Below are 25,781 nucleotides of genomic sequence, written 5' to 3'. Positions count from 1 at the left end.
CGCGCAAAGAACGCTGTAGCACTTTGAATTGCCGCATGTTTTCATCCGCAAATCGGCTACGATTTAAGGAAATATGCAGTAGGGCGACGAGCGGATGATCCTGGCGTCCGAACCCGATTTGAATTGGAATTATCGGGCAAGCTTCAACCGAGGAAGTAGAGATGAGCAAGTTTGTTATTCTCGCACTGACGGCGGTGGCAATCAGCGTCGGTAGCGTAGCCTGCGTGTCAGAGAACCCCGACACGGCATCGATAGCGCCCAATGCGGAGAACCGGAACGGGACGCTCAACCCCAGGGCAAGCGGTGCCCCGCCAAGAAACGGCTCCTACTACAAGGGCATCTTTCGTGAATGATCTAACGCTTTGAGATCAGCCAATTCCAGGCGGAAAGCCGCTACACACCGCCGCCCGCTTTCAAGATTCGTCTTCCTCGCAGGGTAACGGTGTTGTTTGTGCCGCATCAAAGAGATGCACCCGGCAGCGGTGTAGGTGCATCGGGCCGAAAATGAATTGCGGCGCGTCGGCATGAGGTCGAACTTCCTCTGGAGCGTTGCCTCATGCGTTTGTCGGACGTCTCACTGACCAAGCGGATCCTCTGGTGTGTTGCCCTGCCGGCGCTCGTCGCCGCCTGGCTCGCCTATGGGCGGGTCGAGGAGAGCTTGGCGAGCTACCGGGACGCGGCGCGCCTGGTGGAGATCAGCGATTACATATCGATCCTTGGGGACGCAGTGCACTCCCTGCAGACGGAGCGCGCTGCGACGGCTCTCTTCCTTGCGAATGATACCAGTGGTGATGACGCATCTCTCACCGCCGCGCGGCGCGGCTTTGACGGGCGCGCTGAAACGGCTTTGGCTGCCGCGTCGAAGCTCGCCATCGATCAGGATGCTCCCTTGCGAGAGGCGTTGCAGCAGCTTGCGGGGCTGCGCGGGCGCGTCGACCGGCGTGAGTTGGCGCCGGCGGAGAGCAATGCGCAGTACAGCCAATGCGTTTCCCGCTTGCTCGCCGTGCTGCGCGAACTCACCAATGGCGGGCGCATCGACAATGCACTTGCCGGGGAGGTCGAAGCCTACAACCTCTTCTCGTTGGCGAAGGAATATGCGGGCCAGGAACGGGCGGCAGGTAATGCGTTGATCGCCACGGGTCTGGCTGATCGCGAGGGCCTGCTCCGCTTGGCCAGGCTCTACGGCGCGCAGACGACGCTGTTCGATGAGTTCGTCACCAAGCTGCCGGCTTTCGCTGATCGGGCGGAGGCCGTTACGCCAGGCGCCTCGACACCGCTGGCGGGAATACGGCAGGCGCTGTTGGCAGCCGGCGAAGGGGGAGACCTCTCCGCCCTTGATGCCGCTGAATGGTATCGTCTGGCGAGTGCACGGATCGACACCATGCGCGAGGTTGAGAAGGCGCTGCTCGAGGATACGCGGGCGGACGCGGCTGAACTCGCCCGCCGGCAGATGACGGCTCTGCTAGCGATTGGTGGTGGCATGACCGCCGCGCTCTCCGCCGCCGCCTTTGTATCTGTGCTGATCGCGCTGGGAGTGGTCCGGCCGATCAGGGCACTCACCGCGGCAATCGAGCGTCTCGCTGACGGCGACGCCGGAACCACAGTGGGCCAGACGGATGCCAAGGACGAAGTTGGAGCCATGGGGCGCGCAGTCGCCCGGGCCGTAGAGGCAGCCAGGCACCAGGCGGAAGCGCAGCGCGAGGAAGATCAGCGTCGTGCGGCGGAGCGGCAGGCGGAGGCGCGGGCGCGCGATGAAGAACGGGCAGCGCGGGCAAGAGATCTCGAACAGGCGCTGGAAAATGTAAACTGCGGTTTGGACGAACTTTCCCGGGGGAACCTGTGCTTCCGGATCGCCCAGAGGCTCGCCCCGGACTTCGACGCGCTTCGAACGGCTTTCAACGGGTCCATCGAAACGCTGGAGCGGCTCGTTTCGCTCGCCGGGGAGAATGCGAGTGTCATCGACGGCGGTTGTGCAGAGTTGCGGACGGCCGCGGACGATCTCGCGCGGCGCACGGGCAGCCAGGCGACAGCACTGGAGGAAGCCGCCGCCGCTCTGGAGGAGGTCGCGGCCGCCGTCAAGATGTCCTCGGTTGGCGCCGACGAGGCGCAGCGCTCGGTCGGCATCGCAACCAGCGATGCCGCCGAGGCGACCCGTGTCGTGGCCGAAACCGTCGGCGCGATGCACGACATTGCCAATTCCTCGCAGCGGATCGGACAGATCATCGGTGTGATCGACGAGATCGCCTTCCAGACCAATCTTCTGGCGCTCAATGCCGGGGTCGAGGCGGCGCGTGCAGGCGAAGCGGGCAAGGGATTTGCTGTCGTAGCGCAGGAGGTTAGAGAGCTGGCACAGCGCTCAGCCGCCGCAGCGCGGGAGATCAAGACGTTGGTAGACCAGGCGACGAACGACGTTTCGGCTGGCGTCGCCCTGGTGGGCAAGACCGGTGACGCGCTTTCCGGTATCGACCGGCACGTGCAGCTGATCAGCCGGCAGGTTCTCACCATCGCACAGTCTGCCAAGGAGCAGGCCTCGGGGCTGGGCGAGATTACCGCCACGGTCAGCCAACTCGACCAGATCACCCAGCAGAATGCCGGCATGGTCGAGGAGACGACAGCCGCCTCGGAAAGTCTTGCAGTCGAGGCTGGCAAGCTGCGCAATCAATTGGCGACCTTCCAGACGGGGCAGGGGTGGGCGGAGAGGCACCGGCAAGCCGATGCCGCCTGACCCCGCGCCCAACCCTGCGATCACGGCGACATCTTTGCTTCGCCGTGAGTCGCAATCTTTATGAGGGGCTCAAAGGTTGCTGAGCGCGGCGTCGATTCGTTCACGTGCCTTCTTCGGGAACTTTGCCGCCTTGACTTGCTCGACGTTGGCTGGTGCCTCGCCGACGACAACGACGGCAACCATGCCCATGCTGAAGTGCGGCGTGCACTTGACCACATAGACGCCTTGCTGGGTCAGGGTCACTTTAACCGTTTCGTTTATCTTCCCTTTGAACGGTTCGGCACCCTGCGGGATCATGTCCTTGACCGTTTCGGCATTGTGGCCCTTGTCCGCAGGCACAAAAGTCACGGTATCTCCGGGGTTGGCCTTGAGTACCGACGGTTCGAAGACCATCACGCCGTCCGTGCCCTTGTTGAGCATCTTGATCTCATGGTCGGCGGCAAAAGCGGGAACGCTCAGGACACTCAGGAACGCTGCACCGACGAGAAACTTGGTCATGGAACGCATTGCGAATTCTCCTTGCTGGAAGACACCCCGCATGGGCGCCTTGCAAGGACGATGACTAAGCCGTGTCGGCCGCTCCTTCTTTGACATAACGCAAATTTCGCTCGCGTCAGAACGCCGCAATCCTCGCTGCCTCTACCGCATGTTTCGTTGAATCGTAGCCGATATGAGGATGAAAACATGCGGCAATTCAGAGCGCTACAGCGTCCTTGGGGCGTCTGATAAGACGCGCGACGCTATAGTCGAGGGAAGGCCACTCGGGCATTAGGGGGTCGGAAGCGCCCGCACATCCTGCAGACAGCGGATCATATCGCCCGCAAACGTCTGCGCCCGCTTCCGTCCTGCCTCCGTGCGCTCTCGTTCCGCCAAGTCCAGGTAGCAGTCGAGGAGGAACTCACAAAGCGGGACCAGTCGCTCGGTGACATTGTCCGGCACGTGCTGCAGAAGAGGCGCCTCGGCAGATGCTTCTCGCGAAAGATGCTGAGCCCGCGCTGCTGCTTCAGCCGCTTGGGCTCGCAACTGCCCCGCGACCAGTGACCCGACTGAATCGGCCAGGTTCAACAGGAGGCTGGAAAGTCGTTGCTCCAGAGCCGGCAAACTCCCCTTGGCGGCCTGCGCGTCGGCGTGGCGCATCGCGTGGAACGCCCGGCGTCGTTCTCGCCGGAGCGTTGCGACATGGCCCAGTTCTTCCATGGCCAGCCGCTCCGCGGCGCGCCTTATCTCGTCGTTTGGCGCATGCGCGGCGGCATAGGTCCAGAATACGAATGCTCTTTCCTCGTTGCGAACCGCCATGGAAAAGGCGCGGTACGAGGTCAGCAGCTCCGGAGCGACGAGCCCGGCGCCCTCGTCATCGAAGAGCGGTTCGGGGAGCGTGACCGGGAGCGGCATCCGATCACCAAGCCACCGATCGACATTCCCGAGATGCCCCTCTTCTTCGGTGATCAGGCGATCGAACACTTCCGCCAGGTCGGGACGGTTTTCCGCCCGCATGCGCGCCGCCAGCGAAACGTAGCCGTCGATCGCCTCCTGTTCCATGGCCCGCGCAAAGGCCAGCAATTCGTCCTTCGACGCCATTGTCCACGGTTCCGTCTTCTTCTCCGGCATTTCTGCTCTCCCGGCTCGCGCGCGAAACGATTCCTCTGACGGCGCAGACTGGCCCAGATTGAATTTGATCGGGTTGATTTAGCTCAAAGAAGCTCCGTCTCGGTCGTGTCAGATGGCTGCGATGCAGTGGCCGCGTACGGCCAGAAAACTCGATGTGCCAGACAGCGATCAATAAAATGCCTTTGCAAAGCCTTGTCCGCGCTCTCACCGTTCTCTGTATCGCCCTGCTTGTGGCCTTTCCAAGCATGGCAGGCCAGCTGTCCGAAAAGCTTCAAAAGGTGCAGCCGGGGGAAATCTTCCCGGGAGCCACCCGTTTCGGCGAGACCACGGGCGACCCGCCGATTGCGCCGATTTTCCGCGGCGAGGAGTTGCTGGGATACGCCTTCCTCAACTCCGAAGTTACGAGCTCGGTCGGCTATTCCGGCAAGCCCATCCATATCGTCGTCGGTATTGATCCCAAGGGCATCGTACGCGGGCTGAAGCTGGTCGAGCACAAGGAGCCGATCGTCCTCATCGGCATCCCTGAGGCCAAGGTTGTTGCTTCGGTCAATTCATTGATAGGCAAAGATCTGGGCCGCGTCTCGGCGGGTGCCGAACGGCCGCCGCAGGTCGACATCGTCAGCGGCGCGACCGTAACCGTCCTCGTCATGGGCGACAGCATCGTCCGCTCCGCTCTCAAGCTCATCCGCAGCAACAGGCTCGGGGCGGAGACCGCTGCCCTGGCCGGGCCTTCCTCCGAGATCCGCCGGGTGGATCTTGGCAAAAGCAACGTGAGCGATTGGCAGACCCTTGTCGGCGACGGTTCGGTCAGAAGCCTTCGGCTGACGGTCGGAGAGGTCTCGGACGCATTCCGGCAGGCGGGGCAGTCAAGCGCAGCCGAGCACCCGGAGACGCGCAAGTCAGGTGACAGGTTTATCGATCTTTACATCGCGCCAGTCAGCGTCCCGAGCATTGGGCGGTCGCTGCTGGGCGAAGCGCGCTATGAGCAGATGCGCGCCAAACTCAAGCCCGGTGAAGAAGCAATCGTCGTGGCGGGGGATGGCGCCTATTCATTCAAGGGATCAGGTTACGTTCGAGGCGGCATTTTCGACCGGATCGAGCTTCTGCAGGATGGCCAGGGGTTGCGGTTCCGCGACCGCTATCACACGCGGCTGCCCGCCCTTGCGGCCGCAGGCGCTCCGCATCTTCGCGAGATCGCGCTTTTCGTGGTTCCGGCGGAGTTCGGCTTCGATGTGACGGCTCCCTGGGAACTGCAGTTGCTGGTCCAGCGCAGTTCGGTAGGGCGCGAGAAGGCGGTTCTTCCCTATAATCTCGGCTACACGCTCCCCGATGCTTACGTGAAGATCGAAGCTGCGCCGCCATCGCCGCGGCCTGTTGAGCCGAGTGCCGCCGAGCGGACCGCGCCTGGCGAACCGCTTGCTGTAAGCGAGCCTCTCTGGATGAAGATGTGGGATATGAACCGCACATCGGTGGCGATTGCCGCCGCAGCGGTGCTTGTCCTCACCCTCATCTTCTTCTTCCAGGACTGGCTCGTGAAACGACCGGTGCTGTTCGGGTGGGTGAGGCGTGGCTATCTCACCTTCACGCTTGTCTGGCTCGGGTGGTACGCCAATGCCCAGCTCTCCGTCGTCAACGTCCTGACATTCTTCAATTCTCTTGTGACGGGTTTCCACTGGGAGTTCTTTCTCTCCGCCCCCTTGGTCTTCCTCCTGTGGGCAAGCGTTGCCGCCGCGTTGCTGTTCTGGGGGCGCGGTCCGTTCTGCGGATGGCTATGCCCGTTCGGCGCCTTGCAGGAACTGACCAACAACATTGCACAGTGGCTGAAAGTGCCGCAGGTCCGCGTGCCCTGGGGACTGCATGAACGCCTCTGGCCGATCAAGTACATCATCTTCCTCGGACTGTTCGGCCTGTCGCTCTATTCGCTCGCCCTTGCCGAAATGTTCTCGGAAGTGGAACCGTTCAAGACGGCCATCATTCTGAAATTCGCGCGCGAATGGCCCTTCGTCATCTTTGCGCTGACCGTGCTCACCGCCGGGCTGTTCATCGAACGGTTCTATTGCCGCTACCTTTGCCCGCTGGGCGCCGCCCTCGCGATACCGGGTCGAATCCGCATGTTCGAGTGGCTGAAGCGGTGGCCGGAATGCGGTTCGCCCTGCCAGCGATGCGCGAAGGAATGCCCCGTCCAGTCCATTCACCCGGAGGGCGGCATCAATGTCAACGAGTGCATCTACTGCATGCACTGCCAGGAGCTTTACCACGACGATCAGCGCTGTCCGCACATGATCCAGGTGCGGCTGAAACGCGAGAAGTTCATGGCGCTTTCCACCCCGGCTTCACGGGGGCAGGCGCCGGCGAAAACCGCCGTGACCCACAAGGGTGTCCCGATCAGGAGACCCGAGAAGACACCGGAAATCCCGTCTGACGCCAACATCCAAGGAGAGGCATAATGTCAAACGAAGAAACCAAAATGCGTCTGAACAGACGACAAATGCTGGGCACGTCCGCGTTCGTGGCGGCGGCCGGCGCAATGGGCGCCGGTGGTGCGCTGACACTCTCGGGTGGAACGGCAACGCCGGCAAAGGCGCAGGAAGCATCCGGTTCCAGCTACGAGGTCAAGCCCGGCGAACTCGACGAATACTACGTCTTCTTCTCATCGGGTCAGACGGGCGAAGTCCGCGTCGTCGGCGCACCTTCCATGCGCGAAATGATGCGGATCCCCGTATTCAACCGGTGCAGCGCCACCGGCTGGGGCCAGACGAATGAAAGCCGGAAGATCCTGACGGAAGGGCTGCTTCCCGAGTCGGTAGAATTCCTGGAGGAGCGGGACGGCCTCTATCTCAACGGCGATCTTCACCACCCGCATCCTTCGTTCACCGACGGGACCTATGACGGGCGCTATCTCTTCGCCAACGACAAGGCGAATACGCGCATATGCCGCATCCGGCTCGACGTGATGAAGTGCGACAAGATCATCCAGCTTCCCAACCAGCACACGGTTCACGGCATGCGGGTTCAGAAGTATCCGAAAACCGGGTACGTCTTCTGCAACGGCGAGGATCGCGTGCCGATCCCGAACGACGGCAAGATTCTGGACGACCACAAGCAGTACAGCGCGATCTTCACCGCCGTCGATGGCGAAACCATGAAAGTGGCGTGGCAGGTCATGGTCGACGGCAACCTCGACAACGTCGATGCCGACTACCAGGGCAAGTATTGCTTTGCGACCTGCTATAACTCCGAGGAGGGCGTGAACCTTGCGGAGATGATGGCCAGCGAGCAGGACTGGGTCGTCGTGTTCAATCTCAAGCGCATCGAGGAAGCGGTTGCCACGGGCGACTACAAGGAAATCGGCGGCGTGCCGGTGCTCGATGGCCGCAAGGGCTCGCCCTACACGCGCTATATCCCGGTTTCGAACAGTCCGCATGGCATCAACACGGCACCCGACGGCATCCACGTCGTTGCGAACGGCAAGCTGTCGCCGACCGTGACCGTCTTCGACGTTCGCAAGTTCGACGATCTCTTCGAGGACAAGATCAAGCCACGCGACACGGTCGTCGCCGAACTTGAACTCGGCCTCGGCCCATTGCACACCGCCTACGATGGCAAGGGCAACGCCTACACGACCCTGTTCATCGACAGCCAGATCTGCAAATGGAACATCGAGGACGCCAAGCGTGCCTTCAAGGGTGAAAAGGTCGATCCCATTCGCCAAAAACTCGACGTCCATTATCAGCCCGGCCACAACCATACGTCCATGGGACAGACCAAGGACGCCGACGGCAAATGGCTGATCTCGCTGAATAAGTTCTCCAAGGACCGCTATCTGAACGTCGGCCCGCTGAAGCCGGAGAACGATCAGTTGATCGACATTTCCGGGGACGAAATGGTTATCGTCCACGACAACCCAACCTTCGCCGAACCGCATGACGCGACAATCGTGCATGCCTCTAAAATCAACCCTGTGCACGTCTGGAACCGCGAGGACCCGTTCTTCGCAGACGCTGTCGCTCAGGCCAAGGCGGACAACATCGATCTGCTGGTCGATTCGGAAGTCATTCGGGACGGCAACAAGGTGCGCGTCTACATGACATCCTCCGCTCCCGCCTTCGGCCTGGAAACCTTCAGCGTGAAGCAGGGTGATGAGGTCACCGTCTATGTGACCAATATCGACGAGGTCGAGGACCTGACCCACGGCTTCGCCATCGTCAACTACGGCGTCAACATGGAAGTGGCTCCACAGGCGACCGCTTCCGTAACCTTCAAGGCCAGCAAGCCAGGCGTCTACTGGTATTACTGCTCGTGGTTCTGCCACGCCATGCATATGGAAATGAAGGGACGCATGTTCGTCGAACCTACGGCAGCATGATGAACGTGCGAGCCCTGACAGCGCAAATCGGGACGGCGGCCATATTGGCCGCCTTACCCGCGCTTGCGCATGCGGAAAACCGCGTCGTTGCTTCGGACGAAGGACGGCCCCTTCAAGCAGTGATCGACGCGGCGACACCCGGCGACGTCATCACGTTGCAGGCGGGCGACTACAAGGGGCCGGTCACGATCGACAAGGCCTTGTCGCTGGTGGGGCAGGGGCAGGTATCTGTCATCGGAAATGGCAAGGGCAGCGTCATCACGATCACCGCGGAGGGCGTGACGGTCCGCCGCCTCCAGGTGAGCGGTTCCGGCACCGATCTTGCAAAGCTCGATTCGGGAGTTTTTGCGGCAAAAACCGCCAAGCGCGCCGTGATCGAGGACAACACGATCACCGGCAATCTCTTTGGTGTCTATCTTCACGGAGCGGTGGACAGCGTCGTCAGGGGAAATCGGATTGCCGGCCTGAAGGAAGGCCGCCTGAGCGAATCGGGGAATGGCGTCACCGTATGGAATGCGCCAGGCTCGATGGTTCTCGACAACGATATCAGCTTGGGGCGTGACGGAATTTCGACCAATGCGAGCAAGCGGAATGTCTTCAGTGGCAATCGCTTTAGCGACCTGCGTTTCGGAATTCACTACATGTACACAAACGACAGCGAGATCAGCAACAATGTCTCGACGGGCAACACCGTCGGCTATGCGATTATGTTTTCCAATCGCCTGAAAATAAAAGGCAATCGCTCGGATGGGGACCGCGACCACGGTCTTCTGCTGAACTACGCGAACGGTTCCGAAATCACCGGCAACATCGTCGTCGGCCGCCTGCAACCGACCGAGCGCTGGTTGACCGCGGGAACCCGATCCAGCGAACACGGCATGCCCAAGACAGAGAAGGGGAGCGCGGCCGCCGACGGAGACCATCGTCTCGGACCGGAAAAATGCGTCTTCATCTACAACGCCAACAAAAATCGCTTCCGGGACAACCTATTCGAGGGGTGCGCGATCGGCATTCACTTCACGGCAGGATCGGAAGGCAACAGCATCAGCGGCAACGCGTTCATAAACAATCGCAACCAGGTCAAATATGTCGGAACGCGCCACCTCGATTGGTCTTCGGACGGCAGGGGCAACTACTGGACCGACAATCCGGCGTTCGATCTCAACGGCGACGGGGTCGGCGACAGTTCCTATAGGCCCAACGATCTCATCGACAGGGTTCTTTGGACGTCACCCCAGGCCAAACTACTGACGAGCAGCCCCGCCGTTCAGGTCATCCGCTGGGCCCAGGCACAGTTTCCGGCGCTTCTGCCCGGTGGCGTAATCGACAGCCATCCGCTGATGCTCCCGCCCCAAAGCAAGGAAGCTACACAATGAATGAGACCGTCCTGGTTTCAGGCATAGCCAAGCGCTATGGAAAGTCCACCGTCGTCCGGGACGTATCCTTCACGCTCCGCGCGGGAGAGACGGTGGCGCTCGCCGGGCACAACGGGGCCGGCAAGACGACGCTCATCAAGCTGATGCTCGGTTTGATCCGTCCCACGACAGGCGCGGTGCGTGTCCTCGGCGAGGATCCTGCCACCGGCGACTTTGCGGTGCGTCAGCGCCTCGGCTACCTGCCGGAAAGCGTCTCGTTCAACATGGCTCTGTCGGGACGCGAGACCTTGCGCTTCTACGCGCGACTGAAGCGCGTAGAAGCCACCGCTGCAGAGCAACTCTTCGAGCGCGTGGGGCTCGCGGCGGAAGCCGTCGACCGACCCGTCCGTACCTACTCGAAGGGCATGCGGCAGCGCCTCGGGCTTGCTCAGGCCTTGCTCGGAGCACCTCGGATCCTGTTGCTCGACGAACCGACCAGCGGGCTCGACCCCGCCTTGCGGCGGAATTTCTACGATCTGATCACGGAGTTGCGAGGCAAGGGCACGACAGTGCTGCTCTCGTCGCACGCGCTGACCGAGCTCGAAGGGCGCACGGATCGCGTCATCATCATCAACAACGGCGTCGCGATTGCCGACGGCACGCTCGACGATTTGCGTCACATCGCTCAACTGCCGACGCGCATCAGCGTTAGACTTTCGCAAATCGACGCAGCACCCAAATGGGCGAATGGCGGCATGAACTGGCGGCGTGGTGCGGACGGTGGCCTTGACGCGGAAATATTGCCCGATCGGAAAATCCGCCTGCTGCACGATATTACCGCTGATGCGGCGCTTATCTCCGGTTTGACGATCACGGAACCGACGCTCGATGACCTCTACGCCCATTTTCTCAAAGCCCAGGTGACGAAATGAGAAATGTTCTGACGATCGCCGGGAAGGAGATTCAGGAAGGCACCCGCAACCGCTGGGTCCTCGCAACGACGCTGCTCATGGCGGCACTTGCCTTGACATTGACGTTTCTCGGAAGCGCGCCGACCGGGACCGTCGGCGTCAACAGGCTCGATGTCGTCATCGTCAGCCTTTCAAGCCTCACGATCTTTCTCGTACCCCTGATTGCGCTCCTCCTTTCCCATGACGCCATCGTCGGTGAGATGGAGCGGGGGACGATGCAGCTTCTTCTCAGCTATCCCATCGGACGCCGGGAGATCGTCCTCGGCAAGTTCCTCGGGCACCTGGCTATACTCGCCTTTGCGACGCTCTTCGGCTACGGCGTGGCCGCCATCGCGTTGATGGCGACAGGAAGCCAGATAGGAGCGGAAAGCTGGCGCGCCTTCGCATCAATGATCGCATCGTCGATCCTGCTCGGTGCGGTGTTCGCCGCAATCGGATACCTGACGAGTGCTTTGGCGAGCGAGCGGAGCACGGCCGGTGGCATCGCCATCGGCGTCTGGCTGTTCTTCGTGCTGATCTATGACATGGCGCTGCTTGGTGGCCTCGTTGCCGCTCAGGGGCAGACAATCCCGGCGGGCGTTCTCAACGCGTTCCTGCTCGCCAATCCCACGGACGTCTATCGCCTGCTCAATCTTGGCTCCGGCGGCGCGAGCGCGCTTTCGGCCATGGGCGGCGTCGCCGAGTATACGGGCCTTTCCTCGCCAGTTCTGCTTGCCGCTCTCGGTTTCTGGGCGCTTGCTCCGCTCGGCTTCGCCACAGTGATCTTCTCAAGGAGGGAATTATGAGGCTGGCGCTCACGGCAGCTGTGCTGACCGCAATGTTTCTCCTCGGCGGTTGCGAAAAGGAGGAGGCGAGAACGCCTGCTCCCTACGCGCTTACGGCCGACGCCATGGGGCGCTATTGCGGCATGAATGTGCTCGAACATCCCGGGCCGAAGGGGCAGGTCATCCTTCGGGACATTCCTGAACCGATCTGGTTTTCCTCCGCGCGCGACACCGTGGCGTTCACGATGCTGCCGGACGAACCGAAAGACATCGCCGCGATCTATGTTTCTGACATGGGCGCTGCCCAGAGCTGGGAAGATCCTGGTGCGGAGAATTGGATCGACGCGAAGAAGGCTTTCTACGTCATCGGCAGCAGCGTGAAGAGCGGCATGGGCGCAGAGGAAGCGGTGCCGTTCCTCACCGAAGGCGCCGCACGGGATTTCGCCGCGAAGAACGGCGGGCAGGTGACAGGATTTACCGACCTTCCCGAGGACTACGTGCTGGGAACCGATGCTGGCGATCAGGACGTGGGCTTGGAAATGGACAGCCACGGCAAGGGGCAAACTCATGGGTAATCCGATTACGCGCCGCCGGGCCATCTGCATTATGGCAGCCGCTGCCGGACTTCCACTGTTGGGGCCAAGCACACGTGCCAAGCCGCCGCACCCGCGGTTACCTGGAAAGGGCAGGCCCTGGGAGCGCCGGCGACACTGATCCTGCGCCTTGATGACGAGGCACAGGCGGCACGCCTGATCGACCGCGTTGTCGCGGAAGTTTCACGGCTGGAGAGCGTGTTCAGCCTCTATCGGAGCGACTCGGTCCTCTCGGAACTGAACCGCACGGGAGCGATTGCGGCCCCGCCTTCGGATCTGGTGCATCTGCTTGAAGCGTGCCGCAATTGCTGGGAGGCGACGAATGGCGCCTTCGACCCTACCGTCCAGCCGCTGTGGGCGCTTTACGCACGGCATTTCTCCGTCGACGGCGCCGATCCCACAGGCCCGTCCGACGACGAGAAGCGACGAGCGTTGGCGCGGGTCGGTTTCGAGAAGGTCAGGCTCGGCCGCGATCGCATAGTGTTTACTCAGCCAGGATTGGCGCTGACGCTCAACGGCGTCGCACAAGGCTACATAACCGACCGCATCGTCGAATTGCTCAAGGACGCGGGTGTCGCAAACAGTCTCGTCAGCATGGGGGAAATACGGGCAATCGGGGCGCAGAGCGACGGCACCCCATGGCGCGTCGGTCTTGCGTCGACGGAAGACGCACCGGCACCGGACAGCATTCTGGACATTGTCAACAAGGCCGTTGCCACATCGAGCCAGGACGGCTTTGTTTTCGGCGATTCAGGCCGCTTCGGCCACATCGTCGATCCGCATAGCGGGGAAATGCCAAGACTTTTCAAAAGGGTCAGTGTCATAGCCCCGACGGCGACCGAGGCGGATGCCTTCTCGACCGCATTCAGCCTGATGGACACGTCCAACATCCAACGCGTCTGCGAGGGACACCCTGATCTTGGCGTCGACCTCGTCCCTATCTCAGGTGAACGCAGCCGCCTCGGATAGGCTCGCCCGGTTCGGGAACGGGGAGAGTGCGGTCGACATGGTTCATCACACCGAGGATCGAGGCCGCACGCGTCCGCGAAGAATTGTCATTTCTTCGCTCGCGACAAGACCCTGGCCGTCCAGGATAGCGCGCCACAGCCGGTTTCCGAGCCGTACGCTGAGGCGGCAGGTGCCGGCATCCTCGGCCTCGCCACGCTCGACCATGCTCATCACCGAACCCCTTCTCATGTGTTGGCGGAACTCCTCGCTCGACAATCCAAACCGACCTGCGAGCTCGTTGGATTCCAATATGAAGTCCCCGGTTTGATTGCGTTCAATGTACATTGGCGTTCCACTGCGGTTCAGTCGTTACCATTGATTGTTGTCGTCGATTCTGATCGACGTGACAAAATCGTGCGCGCATCGGGTCGACCAACGCCTGCGGTCGATGCCTCGCCGCGGTTGCCGATTGCAGCGCTGAACACCGGTCTCGGAATTGGACCGATGAGGGCCGGTATATAGGCGACCAGGAAGAGCATCCAACCCGCCATCCAGCAGATCGCAGCCGCAACCACGGCGTCGAAATGCGCTTCTCCCGGCAATCCGCCAAAAACGCGCAGCAGCGCCGAAAGAGATACGAGGCCGAATGCGCCTGCCATAGTCCCATTGGCGATCAGGGTCTGTCCATCTCGTCTCATGGCCGAGCGCATCATGATGGCGACCATCATCGCTCCCATTGCGCCCATGGTCAGCGCATGCAGGGCGGCAGCAGGCAGGATCCGCTCGGGAAAGACAACCGCAAGACCGTACAGAACGAGACCCGCCGGCGTCCAGGCAAAAGCAAGATGCAACATGAACAAGGCAGGATAGCGGTAGGTCCTCACGCTCTGCCACCCCTTCATTTGCGCGAGCAACAGAGCGCCCGAAAACATCAGCACATAACCTGCTACCGGATGCTGACGGAAAGCCTCGATCAAGACCGGCGCGAGTACGCCGATTATCGCCAGGTACGAAAGCGCGGGCCGATCGCGAAGTGGGCTCGCACCTATCCCGTCGAGCCATCGACGGGTAAAGGCAGGTACGGCGCGCCCGCCGATCAGAATGATCAAGACAATATACAAGAGCGGTGTGATCGTGGTGTCCACACCTTCAGCGAGAAGGAACAGGGCGTAGGCACCGAGCACGGCCATGCCAATCGGTGCCCAGAGCCGGTGCCAGGCCCCGGAGGACGCCACGCCATGCGCCAGGATCACCGTCAGGCATGCGAAATAGGCGGATGCCCCTATAGCCGCGATGACGAACGGCAGCTGGGCTGAAAATGCAGCCGTCAGCCGGGCGGCACACCAGAGGCAGGTGACAAGGATTGTGACGGCTGGCGCGAGGGCGCCGCCTTTCGTCCAGGCAGGCAAGGCTGTCAGAAGATAGCCTCCGGCCGCAGCGCTGGTCATACCGAAGAGAAGTTCATGGCGGTGCCAGGCGATAGGCTCCGGACCTGGTCCCTCCGGAAGCAGCCAGACGGCAGGCGCGACCAACGCCCATAGTCCCGCCAGAAGAAACAAGGGACGGTACGGCGCCTGCCAGATGGACATCCAAGTCTTGGGTGCGGCACCCATCCAGGCCCGTCATGCCGGTTCGAAACGCGGAAACAGCACGGCGTTTTCGAGATGCATATGCGCTACAAGGTCGTCGGTGAACTTGCGCAGTCCCGTATAAAGCGCAGTCCAGGAGCCACAGGCCCCGGCCGGCAGCGAAAGCCCATGGGTGAGATGTTCGATCGTGCGGAGGTGCTCCGCCTCGTCATCATGTTCATGCCGCATCTGCGCGATCGGATGGACAATTGTCTCGCTGCCGCCGGACCGCATCATCGGGAAAAGAACCAGTTCCTCTTTCACCATATGGCTCTGAAGTTCGTCCCGCAGGTGCTCCAGTGTCTGCGAAAGACCGATCGGAGCCGACGGATGGTCGGCATGAACCCGCTCGACCTTCTGCGCGAGGGGAATGAGCCAGGCGAGTTCCGAGCGGTGCGTTTCGTGATATCTGGCGAGGATATGCGCGATGAGGTCAGGTGTCTCTTCAGGTGCGTCCCGTCTTGCCGCGTCGACCAGCGCCTCAAGCTCGGAAAGCAGCGCCGACGGCGCGAGGCCGGCCTTAACGGCAGCTTCCGAGAGCCGCACGTTGCCGCCGCAACAGAAGCTGATGTCATGGCGGCGGAAGAGTTCCGCGGCCCCCGGCAACTCCGCGGCGATGGTTGTGACGGTCTTATCGAGGCTTATTCCGGTCATGATGTGTTCCTTGATCCCGTTGGCAGGATCTTTCGAGCCGACGATGCCGGGGCTGGAGGCGGCGCGATGATCCAACAGCTAAATATGTTCGTCATTCTGTCGAAGAAGGTGCCGTCTCGTCTTTGTGCCCGCGCAAACAGACTGAACGGTCGAAGCTGGCTGGACGACTAGAAACTGAACCCATCAAGCTGGATCAAGTGAGCCAATGAAGTCAGAATGAAGCTCGCCTGCCGGAAGGGATTCTGAATGCCGTCGACCGAGTTTAATCTTGTTACGGAATGGACTATCGACGCTTCGGTCGAGGATGTCTGGCGAGTGCTGAACGCCCCCGAAACCTGGCCGGAATGGTGGCCCTCAGTCAAAGAGGTCACGCTTCTGCGCGAAGGCGACGAGGACGGCATCGGGGCCGTCCACCGGATGAAATGGTCGACTGCATTGCCATATGACCTCTCCTTCGAAATCGAAACGATCAGGATCGTGCCGTTGTCAATCATCGAGGGGAGAGCCCGCGGCGAGCTCGAGGGTATCGGTCGATGGACGTTGCAACCCGAGGGCTCGAAATGCAATGTCCGCTATGACTGGATCGTCAGGGTCACGAAGCCTTGGATGATCAGACTTTCATTCGTCCTGAAGCCTGTCTTCGGCTGGAACCATGCGGTTGTCATGGAGCGCGGCCGGCGAGGTCTCATGCGTCGCCTGGCCCGCGATATCTGAAAAATCCCGGCCTGGCGTTTGCTTTGATGCTTTAACTCGCTCGATATCGGCCCACATCAATGCAATCGCTGGTGCCACACCCTCGGGCCAGAGGCTTTCCTGACGTGAACATGGATCAGGCGACCTGCCGCACGAGGGCCGACCCCAGATCACTGCCGACAGCGAGCAACGCCTCGACGAGCGAACGCATGTGGTCTTCGGTGTGGAACGGCGTCGGCGTGATCCGAAGCCGCTCCTGTCCCCTTGCCACTGTCGGATAGTTGATCGGCTGGACGTAGATGCTGTGTTCGTCGAGAAGACGCTCGCTGATCCTGCGGCATAGATGTGCGTTTCCGATGATGACCGGAAGGATGTGACTTGGCGTATCGAGCACCGGCAATCCCGCATCGGTCAGCATCCCCTTGAGCCGCGCCGCGTTCGCCGCCTGGCGGCCGCGCTCTTCCGGATGCTGCCTGACATGCTGGATGGCGGCCAGGGCTCCGGCCGCAAGATGCGGGCAGAGGGAGGTCGTGAAGATGAAGCTGTCGGCCATGCTGCGGATGACGTCGATTAGCAGCGCCGGCCCGGAGACGTAACCGCCCATCACGCCAAAGGCCTTGGCAAGCGTGCCCTCTATGATGGTGAGGCGCTCAGCCAGTCCATCGCGCTCGGCTATCCCACCGCCGCCTGGGCCATAGAGGCCAACGGCATGCACTTCATCCAGATAGGTGATAGCGCCGTGCTTCTCCGCGACATCGCAGATCTCAGCTATCGGCGCGATGTCACCATCCATGCTGTAGACGCTCTCGAAGGCGACGATCTTGGGTCGGCTGGGATCGATGCCACTCATGAGTTCGTCCAGATGAGCAGCATCGTTGTGACGGAAGATGAAGCGCTCGGCTCCCGACCTGCGAATGCCCTCGATCATCGAGTTGTGGTTCAGTGCGTCCGAGAAGATGGCGCAGTCCGGCAGTACGCGGCCGAGCGTGCCGAGAGCCGCGAGGTTGGATATCCACCCTGAGGTGAAGATCAAAGCGGCTTCCTTGCCATGAAGGTCAGCCAGCTCCGATTCCAGCGCGACGTGCTGCCGATTGGTCCCGGAGATGTTGCGTGTACCCCCGGTCCCGGCTCCAGAAAGGTCGATGGCAGCGTGCATCGCGTTAAGGACGTCCGGGTGCTGTCCCATCCCGAGATAGTCGTTGCTGCACCAGACGGTGACGCGCTGCGTCCGGCCGTCCGGGCGATGCCGGAGCGCCGTCGGAAACTCACCTGCGATGCGCTCGAGCTCTGCGAAAGTCCGATAGCGACCATCGAGCTTCATTTCCGAGAGTAGGGTTTGGAACCGTTCACTGTAGTCCATGTGCGCGCACACCTCTATTGTCAGGCTGAGCTTATCAACTCAAGTCGTCTCATGACCATACATTCCTGTCGTTATGTAGGCTTCGATACCATACATGGCAAGATTGACTTGTTGCCGCAGCCACCGAAGGCCTACGCGGCGCCGCTGAGATGCGCCCGTTATTTCACGCCTCAGTCGGCGGCATGGAATAGTGGCTCGGCATGCGACCGTTCATCCAACGAACGCCCTCCATGATCCCTCCGAATGGATAGAGGTGATAGAGGACAGTTCCGAGATTTCGTCCGCTCATCCCGGCGGCAAGTCGATCCCAATAGCGCTCCGGACCGACGCGCTGGAGAAGGTTGACCATCGACAGTCCATATCGCCGGGCGATCGCTGCGGACGTCACCACGCCAAATTGCTTGGCAAATCTGAGGAGCTTTCCGACGTCGGTTGGACCCGGCACACCGATACGAACGGGTGCGTCGATGCCTTCTTGGCGCAATCGCTCCATCCATTGCACAACGGCATCGGCGTCAAATCCGAACTGTGTCGTAATCTCGACCGAGCACCCTGCATCCTGAAGAAACCCGACCTTCCACTTGAGTGCGCGCCAGAGTGTCTCCGAGTCGATCTTCGGATGTCCTTCCGGATAGGCCACGATGCCCGCATGGCGTATTGCATGACGATGCAAGACGTTGCTCTTGAGGAGTGCCAGTGAGTCCTCAAATGGGCCGGCGGGGATTGCGGGATCACCGCCTACAAGGATGAACCGCTGCGGGGCCGCTTCGGCGATCAGGGCTCCGATAAGATAGTCCCGGTCCTGTTCAGAGCGCAGCCGGCGCGATGAAATGATTGGGACAGGCTCAAATCCGCATGCTCGTATTATCCGCGCTGCCTTGATGCGTTGAGTGTGGTCCTCGTTTCCGAGGAATGCGATGTTGATCTGCGTTCCCGGCGGAATCGCACTCCCGGAGGCCTCGATTTGTGCAATGTCCTTTCCTGTAACCTCCAGTGCGTAAAATCCGCCTTGTGGCTTCGCCGCGTGTTCAGATGGACAATTGAGCTTGCGCATCTCCATCACCTGACTTTTCTAAGAGGAAGTCCAATAGGGTGTTCGCAAGCGGCGACGGAGGACATGCGTTCTTTTCCTGGGGCAGGCCTGACGGCGGTAACGTCGATCGGGAACTGGCATTGGGGGAGTTGCAGAGATCGTCTCGCCAGACGCAATCTTCACTTCCCTCATCAAGCCATACATGCTAGTCAAAATGTATGTCAATGCGCCATACAGCTAGAGAGGCGATATGTGGAAGCCGAGACTGATCGAGAGCGCTCGGATGAAGTACCTCGGCATCGTCGAGGCGCTGGAGGCGGATATCCGCTCAGGTCGCGTTTCGCTGGGAGACCGGCTGCCTGCACAACGCGCGATCGCAGAAGCACTGGGGGTCGACCTGACTACGGTGACGCGGGCCTTCAACGAGGCACGCCGTCGAGGGCTCGTGGCGGCGCAGGCCGGTCGCGGAACCTTCATCAGCGAAACGCCCGGTGGCGAAGGGATCGATCGGGCGCAGCCGCTGATCGATCTCAGCATGAACATTCCGCCGCAGCCCATGGATCTCGACTTCCGGAAGATCTTTCCGAACGGCGTTGCGGGTGTTCTTGGAAGTCCAAAGGGACTGTTGCACCTCCACTATCAGGAAAGCACCGGTTCAGAGCCCGATCGGCTGGCCGCCGCCAGCTGGCTCGGTCCCCGGATCGAGGCCGTAACGTCCGACCGGATCGTCGTGACCGGCGGAGCGCAATGTGCGCTGTTCGCTGTTTGTGAGCTGCTGCTCAATCGCGGCGATGTCGTGGCCGCTGGAGCGATGACCTATCCAGGCCTGAAGGCGGTCGCCATCCAGAAAGGGCTCGTGCTCGAGCCTTTGGACATGGACGATAACGGCATCGTTCCCGATGCCTTCGAGAGGGCCTGCCGCGACCGTGCGCTGAAGCTGCTCTACGTCGTTCCGAATATGGACAATCCGACGACGGCGACGCTCCCGGAAGACCGTCGCCGGACTTTGGCGGCCATTGCGCGAAAGCATGCGGTCACAATCGTCGAAGACGATCCATATGCGCCACTGAGACCCGATCGAACCGTCTCCCTGGCGGAGCTTGCGCCTGACATGACATGGCACATTGCAACCCTGTCTAAATGCGCAACGCCGGCTCTTCGGGTTGCCTATGTGGTGGCGCCGAGCGCGACAAGAGCATTGCGCCTTGCCGGCGTGCTGCGAGCCACGATGTTGATGGCTCCGCCGCTGATGTCAGCCTTGGCGAGCCGTTGGATCTCGGACGGCGCTCTGGATGAGATCGCAAGGTCGATCCGTGCAGAGAACGCCGAACGCCAGAAGCTCGCATCGTCGATCCTCGGAGGCCTGCATTTCGCCGCCGATCCCTATGGTCATCACCTCTGGCTCCGGCTACCCGACCACTGGCGCGCAGCAGACTTTGCAGAACATGCCGATCGCGCGGGCGTTTCGATCGTGCCGAGCTCGGCTTTCGCTACGGTCGCCCATCCAATCGAAGCCGTCAGAGTTTCGTTGGGCATCGCGCCCGACCGAGGCGATCTCGAGGACGGCCTGACGCTGCTCGCGAGCCTGATTTCTCAACCATCCGTCGGCGCGAAAGCCGTTGTGTAGTTCCTACAGCGCCGCGCGTCTTATCAGACGCGCAAAGGACGCTGTAGCACTTTGAATTGCGCATGTTTTTATCCTTAAATCGGCTACGATTTAAGGAAACATGCAGTAAGGATTGATCCGATGTCCAAGACCATCAAAGCCGCCGTCGTCCAGGCCGGGCCTGTTCTGTTCGATACCCCGAAGACGGTCGCGAAACTTGCCGATCTCGCACGTGATGCGGCCGGAAAGGGCGCAGAGCTGGTGGTGTTTCCCGAGGCGTTTCTCGGCGGGTATCCGAAGGGCATCGACTTCGGTGCACGTCTTGGCATGAGAAGCCCGGAGGGACGCGAGGACTTTCGGCGCTACTACGAGAGCGCCATCGACCTGCCCGGCCCGGAGGCCGCACGAATTGGCGAAATCGCCCGCGACAACAATATCCATCTCGTCGTCGGCATCATCGAACGTGATGGCGGGACGCTGTACTGCAGCGCAGTGACCTATGCGCCCTCCGGCAAGCTCATCTCCAAGCATCGCAAGCTGATGCCGACGGCGCTGGAACGACTGGTCTGGGGCTTCGGCGACGGCTCGACGATCGGCGTAGTCGACACGCCGCTTGGCCGCATCGGCAGCGTCATCTGCTGGGAGAACTACATGCCGCTGCTGCGAACCGCCATGTATGCCCAGGGCATCGAACTCTATTGCGCACCGACGGTCGATGACCGCGACACCTGGTTGCCGACGATGCGCACCATCGCGCTTGAAGGCCGGTGCTTCGTAATTTCGGCCTGCCAGTATTTCACGCGAGGAGACGGGCCTGCCGGCTATGCGCCGATCCAGGGCGACGATCCGGATACCATCTTGATCAGGGGCGGTTCCTGTATCGTCGATCCCCTCGGTAACGTTCTTGTCGAACCGGACTTCACCGGCGAAGCGATCAAGGTTGCGGAGATCGATCGACGCATCATCGCGCGCGGCAAGTACGACCTTGATGTTGTCGGCCACTATGCGCGCCCAGACGTCTTCACCCTATCGGTCGACACCAGACCTAAATCTGCCGTCGCCTTCACGGGACCGACCGGCGAGGAGACCGTGATCGAGCCTGAGCCGCAGGAGGTGCCGGGGCTTCCGGATTGACCGCACCCAAGATGGATCGGCATGTGAACGGGAGCGGGCCGGCCCGCTCCCGTCGCCAAACTTAAACGGCGCTAAGCCTCTTAAGCGTATCGTCGGTTGTCCAAAGACCGTTTGCGATGAATCTGAAATTGATCAGAGCCGCCAAGTACCCGTCTCCATCCGGAAGTTTGGCGGCAGCAATCGCGTCTCGCACCACGGCCACCTCAAATCCCTGCTCCAGAAGGTGGCGAAGGTGCGACTCGACGCACAGATTTGCGGCCATGCCCGCCAGGATTACCTGGTTAACACCCTGTTTTCCGAGCTGAAGCACCAAGTCGTTCGCCTGGGGGCCGTATAGCTTGTGAGGGGAGCAGACGATCGTCTTGCCATCCTCGATATATTCTTTGAACTCCGGCATCCACTCGGCGCCGGAGCCCGTGAAACCGTCAAGAGTGAGCGGTCCTTTCCGGTCGAACATGCCCAGTTTGTGTTGGAAAATTTCAAGCGGCCCCTCCACCTTCCAGTGATGATCGTGCGGGTAGTAGTAGTGGGGCGAGATTACCACCGGAATGTCCGTTCCTTTGGCGGCCTTAAAGAGACGAACGAGGTTCGGAACGGTCTTTTGCTCAGTCACGCTCTCGCCGACAACAGGCCATGCGGGACTTTTCGGGCTCATGAAGTCGACCTGCGGATCGATCACGACAAGCGCGACGCGTTTGAGATCAAGCTGCATACCGGTCGCCGGCAGTGCCGCATTGGGCGGGTCGGCGTAGGCGCTAACATCGGCGCCGCGAGCAGTCCCCGACGACGTAATCGCAAAGGCTCCGGCGGCAGCGGTTCCCGCCAATGCGCCAAGGAAAGAACGTCTGCAGGTTTTGCAATTGTTGCACATGCTGGTTCTCCGATCTGGCCCCATAAGAGCGCCTCAAGAAGCCCCAACGTCTTTCCTTTGCCGCGTCCGGACAAGGTATATCGTAGTATGCTTAACTGCCTCCGCTGCCTACTTCTGGCGTTTAAGGTGTCCGCGGTCGTGCTCTGGGCCGCGACCGGCTGCTAGATGGACAGGGCCGCTACAATGGCGATGATCGCGGCGGTTATCAGGACCAATCCGCTGATCCTTCGCATCCTCGTTCGGCGTGTCCGCTCGCCGCTCCAATCGTAGCTCATCATGTGCTCCGAGATTCCTTTAGTTTGACGTGCGGACGATGAGCAAATTTGGTTAATAAATGGGAAATTGCTGACCTGGGACGGATCAGGCGTCCGCCGCAGATGTCGTCTGCGCCCCTCCGTTGCCAAACAGCCGGCCGTTCTCCGCAGCCAGGAAGCAGGCAAGCACGCAGGTGCTGAAAATGCAAAGACTCGCTATCACCGGTGTCAGTGTTCCGTCGAAGGATTGCGCCACCGCCCAGCCCAGGATCGCGCCGCCAACGGTCTGGATGGCGCCGAAGATCGCGGAAGCCGTGCCGGCGACTTCCCCGAGCCGTTCCATTGCGAGCGCCCCGGTATTGGGAAAGCCAAATGAGACCATGGGGGTGACTAGCACGACCATGAGCAAAAACAGCCAGAGCGGCGGTGTTGCAAGCTGGACCATGACAAGCCAGGCAACGCTCCCCGCAAGGAAGAGGAGCATCGCGCCGTGCGCCAGCCGGCGCATTCCGAACCTTGCCACCAGACCTGAATTGACCAGGAAACCGATGATGGCGGCGCCCGGCATGGCGGCGAAGGCGAGCGGATAGTAGGGCCCCAGCCCATAGATATCGACATAGACCTGCTGCGACGTATTGATCAGCGCGAGGATTATTGCGAGCAGGAACATACCGGACAGGCCGTAGCTGAACGCGGCCCGGTTGCGGATCACGATGGCGAAGCCATCCGCGACGCTCGTGAAGTCGAGTGGTCGGCGGCTCCCGGGCGCAAGGGTCTCCGGCATGCGCAGGAAGGTCCACAAACCGATCATCGCCGCAAGCCCGCCCATGGCGACGAAGATCAACTCCCACGGGCCCACCAGAAGAATGATCTGCCCGACACCGGGCATAAATAAAGGAATGAGCAGGAAGATCGACAAGGCGACCGACACGACCTCCGACATCGCAGCGCCCTCGTATCGGTCGCGGATCGCCGAAATCATTCCGACGCGGATAGCCGCCGCAGCCATACCCTGGGCAAAACGAAGCGAAAGCAGCTCTGCAAAGTCCCGGACGGCGGCGGAAGCCAGAGCGCAGGCAATATAGACGGCGAGACCTATCAAGATCGGCCGGCGGCGGCCGAAGCGATCGGACAGCGGTCCGAACACCACCTGCGGCAAGCCGAACCCGATGAGAAACACCGTCAGGACAAGAGAGCGGTCGTTCGGATCGGCCACTTGGAATGCCGCGCCAATGTCGGGCAGCGCCGGCAGCATAATGTCAAGCGCCAACGCCTCGACAGCCATGAGAGCGGCGACAAGCGCGACGAATTCTCTTCGGGAGAGGCTCTTCGATCTCAGGTTGCGCCCTCAAGCAACGATGGCGGCAGTATAGCCATCGTGCGCGCCCTGTCCAATCCGTCTATTTCAGGCGAGGCTGCTGGCGCAAAAATCTCGCCGATCGTGACGCCGGTCGGATCGTTGCCAGAGTGCCGACGCAGCGCCGGACGCGATAAGAGCGTCGTACCGCCGGCGCCACGCATCGCGTATCTCACAAAAATGGGCCGTCTGCGGCGGAAGCAGACGGCCCAAGAGAGCGGATCAGTCTTGATTGTCGTGCCACAGCGGAGGGAGGACCGAGGCACCATCACCTGCTGGGAGCGGCGGCAAGTGATGATTTGATAAACATACTATCTCTCGGCTATCGCAGTCAGTGTACACAAGTATAGTGTCTCTGTAGCTGGCGCTACCGGCGCTACTCTTAGGAACGGGACGAGGAAAAGGCGTGCGCCTGCCCGCATCCCGCTCTAACTTATTAGAACCGATCACATTTATGACTCCCGCGTCGAATAGGTCGGCTCACGCAGCGGTTAGCCACGTTGCTTTCGGCAGTGCGCGAACGGGTCTGATTGGGAATTCCATGAAGCCGGAGCGTCCATGTCCGCCCGACAGGTTCCCACACGAATGCGTGTCGCGACTGGCGGGTTAGCCGGGGGTATGCATTGTTTGACGATCCCCTTTCGGATCCGACCGACGAAGGCGTCGCCATCTCGCCGGAGTCGTGCCTTCGAACCGCCTGAACATACGTGTGAAATGTGCTTGATCCGCCAGACCGCAGTTGCCGGCTATCTCGGTGAGCGTCTGACCGGTGTTCAGCATCAGATTGCGGGCGTGGCGCATTCTTTGTTCCATGATGAAGGCGTAGGGCGATTTTCCAAGTCGCACCGAGAACGCGCGGGTGAAGTGGCTGGGGCTGAGCCCGACCTCCGCAGCCAGTTCACGAACCCTGAGCGGACCGTCCATATTGCGCAATACGTAGGCCACGACACGCTTGAGGTGGCGATCACTGAGCGCCGTGTCGCCCTCGGGATAGATATAGATACCGACGACCGGCTCGCTGGTATCGGCCCCGGTCGGACCATTCTTGCCATCACGCAAAATTTTGGATCCGAGCCCGATTGACGAGAATACGCGTACACAGCCCGGCGCGACTGTGACACGTTCGCGCCCATCCGGCCGCCCCATCGATGTTTCATTCACGTTTTCGGGCTGGGCAAGACGGTCCATGGTTGCTCCATTCGCGGCGGCACCATAAGCATATGGCTCCAAGCAAACGTGATTAGACCTCAACATCCTGGCGGCGTTCTACCGTATGGTAGTATCTGTCGACCTATACGATGGTATAGGTCACCTTTGCTTCACAGATCGGGGCGGTCGCGACAGCCGACAGATTTGGCGAGCCGGCTGTCTACAGCGCGGCGCGCCCAAACGGACGTGCAAACGTCGCTGTAGCACTTTGAATTGCAGCATGATTCCTTAAATCAATCCCGATTTATGCGGTAGCGCTTACAGTTCGATCCGCGGATCGGTGAGCGATTGAGCGATCTCGACGCCAATACTGACGAGGATATAGATCGTCCCGAACACCATCGAGACCCCGAGTATCGCCGGCAGGTCGGCAGTGGCGAAAGATTGGGTCATGTAGAGGCCAAGGCCAGGCCAACCAAACACCGATTCGACCACCAGCAGGTTACCGAACAGCAGCCTTATCTGCAGGCCCGTCATTGCCAATGGGGCGGACGCTGCGTTCCTGAGACCATGTCGCAACACAACGGCCGCCTCGCTCAGACCCTTGCCTCGCGCTGTTCGGATATAGGGTTGTCGCATCACATCGTGCAGTGACCCTGAAAGGCTGCGCACGATCGCCACAGCAAACGGCAGGGCCAAGGCTGTTGCAGGC

Annotated in this window: 24 protein-coding genes; 13 read left to right on the top strand and 11 right to left on the bottom strand. The window is 61.1% G+C overall.

Going from position 1 to position 25,781, the window contains the following annotated elements; all coding sequences use genetic code 11:
* The first annotated feature begins 161 nt into the window (after window positions 1–161).
* Window positions 162–353 carry a hypothetical protein gene (locus QN222_RS04565; RefSeq protein ID WP_283961975.1) on the top strand — a complete coding sequence of 64 codons (192 nt, stop codon included), beginning with the start codon at window positions 162–164 and terminating at the stop codon, window positions 351–353.
* Between the two features lie 203 nt (window positions 354–556).
* Window positions 557–2,725, top strand: a complete 2,169-nt coding sequence (locus QN222_RS04560) for a methyl-accepting chemotaxis protein (protein WP_283961976.1) — start codon at window positions 557–559, stop codon at window positions 2,723–2,725.
* A 69-nt stretch (window positions 2,726–2,794) separates the two neighbouring features.
* On the opposite strand, the gene QN222_RS04555 is transcribed toward QN222_RS04560, so the two are convergent.
* Window positions 2,795–3,232, bottom strand: coding sequence for a pseudoazurin (locus QN222_RS04555; protein ID WP_283961977.1), 438 nt, complete (start codon window positions 3,230–3,232; stop codon window positions 2,795–2,797).
* A 261-nt stretch (window positions 3,233–3,493) separates the two neighbouring features.
* The gene (locus QN222_RS04550; protein WP_283961978.1) at window positions 3,494–4,333 is read right to left on the bottom strand and encodes a ferritin family protein; all 840 of its coding nucleotides are present in this window, start codon (window positions 4,331–4,333) and stop codon (window positions 3,494–3,496) included.
* A gap of 152 nt (window positions 4,334–4,485) precedes the next feature.
* On the opposite strand from QN222_RS04550, the gene QN222_RS04545 reads away from it, so the two are divergent.
* The 7 genes from QN222_RS04545 to QN222_RS04515 all read left to right on the top strand — a co-directional run bounded on the left by QN222_RS04545 (window position 4,486) and on the right by QN222_RS04515 (window position 13,351).
* Entirely contained in the window at window positions 4,486–6,780 is a 2,295-nt protein-coding gene (locus QN222_RS04545) for a regulatory protein NosR (protein ID WP_283961979.1), read from the top strand.
* On the top strand, window positions 6,780–8,699 hold the full coding sequence (gene nosZ / locus QN222_RS04540) for a TAT-dependent nitrous-oxide reductase (RefSeq protein WP_283961980.1): 1,920 nt from the start codon (window positions 6,780–6,782) through the stop codon (window positions 8,697–8,699). The genes QN222_RS04545 and nosZ overlap by 1 nt, the downstream gene beginning before the upstream one ends.
* Entirely contained in the window at window positions 8,699–10,075 is a 1,377-nt protein-coding gene (locus tag QN222_RS04535; protein ID WP_283961981.1) for a nitrous oxide reductase family maturation protein NosD, read from the top strand. The genes nosZ and QN222_RS04535 overlap by 1 nt, the downstream gene beginning before the upstream one ends.
* Window positions 10,072–10,986, top strand: coding sequence for an ABC transporter ATP-binding protein (locus tag QN222_RS04530; RefSeq protein ID WP_283961982.1), 915 nt, complete (start codon window positions 10,072–10,074; stop codon window positions 10,984–10,986). The genes QN222_RS04535 and QN222_RS04530 overlap by 4 nt, the downstream gene beginning before the upstream one ends.
* Entirely contained in the window at window positions 10,983–11,810 is an 828-nt protein-coding gene (locus QN222_RS04525) for an ABC transporter permease (RefSeq protein WP_283961983.1), read from the top strand. Before QN222_RS04530 ends, QN222_RS04525 begins: the two co-directional genes overlap by 4 nt.
* Complete coding sequence (locus QN222_RS04520) at window positions 11,807–12,364, top strand: nitrous oxide reductase accessory protein NosL (protein WP_283961984.1); 558 nt, start codon at window positions 11,807–11,809, stop codon at window positions 12,362–12,364. Before QN222_RS04525 ends, QN222_RS04520 begins: the two co-directional genes overlap by 4 nt.
* Before the next feature lie 216 nt (window positions 12,365–12,580).
* Entirely contained in the window at window positions 12,581–13,351 is a 771-nt protein-coding gene (locus QN222_RS04515; protein ID WP_283961985.1) for an FAD:protein FMN transferase, read from the top strand.
* 45 nt (window positions 13,352–13,396) lie between these two features.
* Here the strand turns inward: QN222_RS04515 and QN222_RS04510 are convergent, their stop codons facing one another.
* The 3 genes from QN222_RS04510 to ric are packed head-to-tail and all read right to left on the bottom strand — an operon-like array spanning window position 13,397 to window position 15,612.
* A complete protein-coding gene (locus QN222_RS04510) occupies window positions 13,397–13,675 on the bottom strand; it encodes a DUF6522 family protein (protein ID WP_283961986.1) in 279 nt (92 codons plus the stop codon).
* Window positions 13,676–13,692: 17 nt separating this feature from the next.
* Entirely contained in the window at window positions 13,693–14,919 is a 1,227-nt protein-coding gene (locus QN222_RS04505) for an NnrS family protein (protein ID WP_283961987.1), read from the bottom strand.
* 33 nt (window positions 14,920–14,952) lie between these two features.
* Window positions 14,953–15,612 carry an iron-sulfur cluster repair di-iron protein gene (gene ric / locus QN222_RS04500; RefSeq protein WP_283961988.1) on the bottom strand — a complete coding sequence of 220 codons (660 nt, stop codon included), beginning with the start codon at window positions 15,610–15,612 and terminating at the stop codon, window positions 14,953–14,955.
* A 246-nt stretch (window positions 15,613–15,858) separates the two neighbouring features.
* Between ric and QN222_RS04495 the strand changes: the two genes are divergently transcribed.
* Complete coding sequence (locus tag QN222_RS04495; protein ID WP_283961989.1) at window positions 15,859–16,326, top strand: SRPBCC family protein; 468 nt, start codon at window positions 15,859–15,861, stop codon at window positions 16,324–16,326.
* 115 nt (window positions 16,327–16,441) lie between these two features.
* On the opposite strand, the gene hemA is transcribed toward QN222_RS04495, so the two are convergent.
* Window positions 16,442–17,665: a 5-aminolevulinate synthase gene (gene hemA / locus QN222_RS04490; protein WP_283961990.1), complete on the bottom strand. Its 1,224-nt coding sequence runs from the start codon at window positions 17,663–17,665 to the stop codon at window positions 16,442–16,444.
* 163 nt (window positions 17,666–17,828) lie between these two features.
* A complete protein-coding gene (locus QN222_RS04485; protein ID WP_284005271.1) occupies window positions 17,829–18,338 on the bottom strand; it encodes a methylenetetrahydrofolate reductase in 510 nt (169 codons plus the stop codon).
* 610 nt (window positions 18,339–18,948) lie between these two features.
* On the opposite strand from QN222_RS04485, the gene QN222_RS04480 reads away from it, so the two are divergent.
* Complete coding sequence (locus QN222_RS04480) at window positions 18,949–20,325, top strand: PLP-dependent aminotransferase family protein (RefSeq protein ID WP_283961992.1); 1,377 nt, start codon at window positions 18,949–18,951, stop codon at window positions 20,323–20,325.
* A 120-nt stretch (window positions 20,326–20,445) separates the two neighbouring features.
* Window positions 20,446–21,438: a carbon-nitrogen hydrolase family protein gene (locus tag QN222_RS04475; protein ID WP_283961993.1), complete on the top strand. Its 993-nt coding sequence runs from the start codon at window positions 20,446–20,448 to the stop codon at window positions 21,436–21,438.
* A gap of 61 nt (window positions 21,439–21,499) precedes the next feature.
* Here the strand turns inward: QN222_RS04475 and QN222_RS04470 are convergent, their stop codons facing one another.
* A complete protein-coding gene (locus QN222_RS04470) occupies window positions 21,500–22,309 on the bottom strand; it encodes a cysteine hydrolase (protein WP_336621007.1) in 810 nt (269 codons plus the stop codon).
* A gap of 360 nt (window positions 22,310–22,669) precedes the next feature.
* Window positions 22,670–23,818, bottom strand: coding sequence for a multidrug effflux MFS transporter (locus QN222_RS04465; protein WP_283962012.1), 1,149 nt, complete (start codon window positions 23,816–23,818; stop codon window positions 22,670–22,672).
* On the opposite strand from QN222_RS04465, the gene QN222_RS04460 reads away from it, so the two are divergent.
* Window positions 23,780–24,223 (top strand): hypothetical protein, encoded by a 444-nt coding sequence (locus QN222_RS04460; protein WP_283962013.1) that lies wholly within the window; start codon window positions 23,780–23,782, stop codon window positions 24,221–24,223. The two genes, QN222_RS04465 and QN222_RS04460, sit on opposite strands and share 39 nt — an antisense overlap.
* 303 nt (window positions 24,224–24,526) lie before the next feature.
* On the opposite strand, the gene QN222_RS04455 is transcribed toward QN222_RS04460, so the two are convergent.
* Both QN222_RS04455 and QN222_RS04450 read right to left on the bottom strand, forming a co-directional pair.
* Window positions 24,527–25,108 (bottom strand): AraC family transcriptional regulator, encoded by a 582-nt coding sequence (locus QN222_RS04455; protein ID WP_283961994.1) that lies wholly within the window; start codon window positions 25,106–25,108, stop codon window positions 24,527–24,529.
* 279 nt (window positions 25,109–25,387) lie between these two features.
* Window positions 25,388–25,781, bottom strand: a 394-nt coding sequence (locus QN222_RS04450; RefSeq protein ID WP_283961995.1) for an ABC transporter permease, incomplete at its 5' end; no start/stop codon positions are given.

The sequence above is a fragment of the Sinorhizobium sp. 6-70 genome (assembly GCF_030124375.1).
Lineage (GTDB): Bacteria > Pseudomonadota > Alphaproteobacteria > Rhizobiales > Rhizobiaceae > Sinorhizobium.
The sequence above is the reverse complement of the archived record's forward strand: the minus strand, read 5'-3'. Positions and strand labels throughout refer to the sequence as shown.

Bases quoted from the DNA above. Each gene is read 5' to 3' on its own strand.
- QN222_RS04565 (WP_283961975.1), top strand. From the start codon at position 162: ATGAGCAAGTTTGTTATTCTCGCACTGACGGCGGTGGCAATCAGCGTC.
- QN222_RS04560 (WP_283961976.1), top strand. From the start codon at position 557: ATGCGTTTGTCGGACGTCTCACTGACCAAGCGGATCCTCTGGTGTGTT.
- QN222_RS04555 (WP_283961977.1), bottom strand. From the start codon at position 3,232: ATGCGTTCCATGACCAAGTTTCTCGTCGGTGCAGCGTTCCTGAGTGTC.
- QN222_RS04550 (WP_283961978.1), bottom strand. From the start codon at position 4,333: ATGCCGGAGAAGAAGACGGAACCGTGGACAATGGCGTCGAAGGACGAA.
- QN222_RS04545 (WP_283961979.1), top strand. From the start codon at position 4,486: ATGTGCCAGACAGCGATCAATAAAATGCCTTTGCAAAGCCTTGTCCGC.
- nosZ (WP_283961980.1), top strand. From the start codon at position 6,780: ATGTCAAACGAAGAAACCAAAATGCGTCTGAACAGACGACAAATGCTG.
- QN222_RS04535 (WP_283961981.1), top strand. From the start codon at position 8,699: ATGAACGTGCGAGCCCTGACAGCGCAAATCGGGACGGCGGCCATATTG.
- QN222_RS04530 (WP_283961982.1), top strand. From the start codon at position 10,072: ATGAATGAGACCGTCCTGGTTTCAGGCATAGCCAAGCGCTATGGAAAG.
- QN222_RS04525 (WP_283961983.1), top strand. From the start codon at position 10,983: ATGAGAAATGTTCTGACGATCGCCGGGAAGGAGATTCAGGAAGGCACC.
- QN222_RS04520 (WP_283961984.1), top strand. From the start codon at position 11,807: ATGAGGCTGGCGCTCACGGCAGCTGTGCTGACCGCAATGTTTCTCCTC.
- QN222_RS04510 (WP_283961986.1), bottom strand. From the start codon at position 13,675: ATGTACATTGAACGCAATCAAACCGGGGACTTCATATTGGAATCCAAC.
- QN222_RS04505 (WP_283961987.1), bottom strand. From the start codon at position 14,919: ATGTCCATCTGGCAGGCGCCGTACCGTCCCTTGTTTCTTCTGGCGGGA.
- ric (WP_283961988.1), bottom strand. From the start codon at position 15,612: ATGACCGGAATAAGCCTCGATAAGACCGTCACAACCATCGCCGCGGAG.
- QN222_RS04495 (WP_283961989.1), top strand. From the start codon at position 15,859: ATGCCGTCGACCGAGTTTAATCTTGTTACGGAATGGACTATCGACGCT.
- hemA (WP_283961990.1), bottom strand. From the start codon at position 17,665: ATGGACTACAGTGAACGGTTCCAAACCCTACTCTCGGAAATGAAGCTC.
- QN222_RS04480 (WP_283961992.1), top strand. From the start codon at position 18,949: ATGTGGAAGCCGAGACTGATCGAGAGCGCTCGGATGAAGTACCTCGGC.
- QN222_RS04475 (WP_283961993.1), top strand. From the start codon at position 20,446: ATGTCCAAGACCATCAAAGCCGCCGTCGTCCAGGCCGGGCCTGTTCTG.
- QN222_RS04470 (WP_336621007.1), bottom strand. From the start codon at position 22,309: ATGTGCAACAATTGCAAAACCTGCAGACGTTCTTTCCTTGGCGCATTG.
- QN222_RS04465 (WP_283962012.1), bottom strand. From the start codon at position 23,818: ATGCTGCCGGCGCTGCCCGACATTGGCGCGGCATTCCAAGTGGCCGAT.
- QN222_RS04455 (WP_283961994.1), bottom strand. From the start codon at position 25,108: ATGGACCGTCTTGCCCAGCCCGAAAACGTGAATGAAACATCGATGGGG.